3 protein-coding genes and 3 pseudogenes are annotated in these 2,396 nt (G+C 51.0%); all 6 read right to left on the minus strand.

Annotation, left to right across the window (positions count from 1 at the left end):
* On the minus strand, positions 1–242 hold a 242-nt coding region (locus QZ506_RS03520; protein WP_291969102.1), incomplete at its 3' end, for a helix-turn-helix domain-containing protein.
* A gap of 137 nt (positions 243–379) precedes the next feature.
* A pseudogene (locus QZ506_RS03525) lies at positions 380–889 on the minus strand (ClbS/DfsB family four-helix bundle protein).
* Between the two features lie 84 nt (positions 890–973).
* The gene (locus QZ506_RS03530) at positions 974–1,291 is read right to left on the minus strand and encodes a hypothetical protein (RefSeq protein ID WP_291969103.1); all 318 of its coding nucleotides are present in this window, start codon (positions 1,289–1,291) and stop codon (positions 974–976) included.
* A gap of 111 nt (positions 1,292–1,402) precedes the next feature.
* Positions 1,403–1,636 (minus strand): HAD hydrolase-like protein, encoded by a 234-nt coding sequence (locus QZ506_RS03535; protein ID WP_291969105.1) that lies wholly within the window; start codon positions 1,634–1,636, stop codon positions 1,403–1,405.
* Positions 1,637–1,652: 16 nt separating this feature from the next.
* Positions 1,653–2,087, minus strand: a pseudogene (locus QZ506_RS03540) (Bcr/CflA family drug resistance efflux transporter); the annotation flags it as partial.
* A gap of 52 nt (positions 2,088–2,139) precedes the next feature.
* A pseudogene (locus QZ506_RS03545) lies at positions 2,140–2,396 on the minus strand (IS5/IS1182 family transposase); the annotation flags it as partial.

Raw genomic sequence — 2,396 nt, forward strand, 5'->3', positions numbered from 1 at the left:
GCACAAAGCCGACTTGCAGACCCACCGTTTTCAGGTTTAAGTTTGCGAGTGTTGACGTAATCGTTGATATGTTGGTTTACCGTCGTTTCGTGCAGACGCAGAGCTTGCGCAATCATCGCAGAGCTCCAGCCTTCGGAGGCCGGCAGGACGGCTTTGATGCGATCACAAACACGCTTATCACGACTGGTGTCATGAAGGTGTTCGAGTTCGACTTTTTGCTTGTCGGTAATAAATATCTTCATAGTGGGTGAGCATGATCTTCTTACCGCGTAAAATCAAGCATCTTCAATGATCACGGGTATAGCTATTAAATAGGATATTCATAGTAAATTAGTTTCCATTTGGAAATCAAATGATCATTGCATCTGTTTTGAATGTACTAATAGCCTTTCCCCTTACGCCATTTACGCAAACGCCCCCGCGCATTGCTATAAGGGGAAGCGGTATTGAACTGGATCATGCGGCCTTGGGTCCATTTTCCGTATCATGCCTAGCCATAAAGTTGCTCATTGCTGCTGGCGTTGATGTGAGCAACAATGTGTGCCTGATCGGCGATCAGACGCTCAATCACCTGAGTGAAAGGGAATGCTTCATAATAGTGATAGAATTTTTGCGCCAACCGTCCCAACGCATTCCATTTGAAGCCAGTTTCTGGAAAATCAATAGGCTGACCGGCAGCATCCCGCGCCAACCATTTCAGCACCAATTCGTTCCAACCCAACAGATAGGCCGCCAGGTTGTTCACGCTCATCAACGTGTCCTTCGCGTGTCCCGGCAGGATTTGTTCATTCACTAATGCAGCTGGCACCTACGAAAATTCACTGCACAGCTTACTGAATTCGCTGTTGATTACCGCTAACAACGCGGCTTTATCTTGTGGAACCGCCATTCCCTTTCCTCGCATTCACCCGATTAAACCCGAATGCCAAGGCTAAAACGCGTTGATAATCCAGACCGTGATCTTGCTCCGATATTAACGCCTGGACGCCAGGGCTAGCGCATCAATAGCAGGATGCAAATCCGCAGGCCATTGGCACAGCCGATGTGCGCCGCTGCTGGTCAACTCTTGCAGCGATCCATATCCCCACTGTGCACCAATCGACAACAGATGGTTATGCTGTGCACTAACAATATCTTCTTTACGATCGCCGACCATGACCGATGAGGAAGGCAACAACCCCTGCTTGACTAGCAGGTGCGCGACCAGCAATCGCTTATCGTCCATACTGCCATCCAACGGTGTACCGAGAATATCGTCAAACAGCGCACTGATGCCGATACGCGCCAGCATTCGTTCAGCAAAGGGTTGTCATTTGTAGGTGGCGACAAACAGGTGATGCCCCTCGGCGTGCAGCGTCTGAAGCACCTGCTGAATGCCGGGATACATCAATCCTTGAAGTAGTCAGACGCGACCATAATGTTCACGATAGAGCGTCACCGTCTGCGCCACACGATCGTCCCCAAACGGCGCCAGCAGCGTCGCGACAATCTGATCCATCGGGGGCACAATCAAGGCGGTTATGTCTGTTTCTTCGGTCAACCTATGCCCTTGCTGATCCAGCGCGTAGGCAAGACTGGCGCGTATGCCAGGCACAGAATCAATCAGCGTGCCATCCATATCGAAAATAACATTCATCCCCTGATCCTTAACGTTATTCTTCTGATACCGGTTTAGCGCCGACGCCGGCCACCATCGCGGCACTGGCGGCGGTAAACAACGCCATAATCCATGCCATGGTCCACGGAGTACCATCATTTAACCACGCCAGCAACAGCGAGGAGATAATACCGCTTCCGTATTGTAATGCGCCGATCAACGCCGAGGCCGAACCGGTCATGGTCGGCATGGCGTCCAGCGCTGCTGCGGTGGAGGTTGCAGCCACGATGCCGTTCATGGAAAAAAAAATAAACACCAACACCACGATAGCTAGGCTACCGCCCCACTGCATCTTGACGGCCACCGCCATAACCAGCATGGACAATGCCACGATCCGCGTGGCGTATTTTACTAATATTTCCAGCGTAAAGTGCTGTACCAATTTGCGGTTGACCAGACTTAGCGCCATAACCCCGATGATATTCACGGCGTTGTTGAATAAATCAGAACTTGTAACGACTGCGCCCCATAAGGGTCGATTGTTACGTGATGCGAATACTGTTCGGCATTCCTGATAGCGTGATCTGGTTAAGCGCTTTGACCATGGCCATGGCTTCACCCACCTGAGCATCGTAGTCTCTCAGACTTAGATGACCACACAGAAGCCTTTTGAACCGGAACATGGCCGTTTCAGCCACTGAGCGCCGGTGATAGCCCACTTTCTTTTTCCAGATATCGTTACTACCGCTAATGCGCTGATTTGCAACAGCGTGGTTACGCTCGTGGTAGCGATCTGGCC

Origin of the sequence: Candidatus Symbiopectobacterium sp. (genome assembly GCF_020054415.1) — a bacterium.
Lineage (GTDB): Bacteria > Pseudomonadota > Gammaproteobacteria > Enterobacterales > Enterobacteriaceae > Symbiopectobacterium.

What these genes read in the sequence shown, in the direction of transcription:
- QZ506_RS03530 (WP_291969103.1), bottom strand. Translation starts at nt 1,291, where the DNA reads ATGCTGGCGCGTATCGGCATCAGTGCGCTGTTTGACGATATTCTCGGT.
- QZ506_RS03535 (WP_291969105.1), bottom strand. Translation starts at nt 1,636, where the DNA reads ATGAATGTTATTTTCGATATGGATGGCACGCTGATTGATTCTGTGCCT.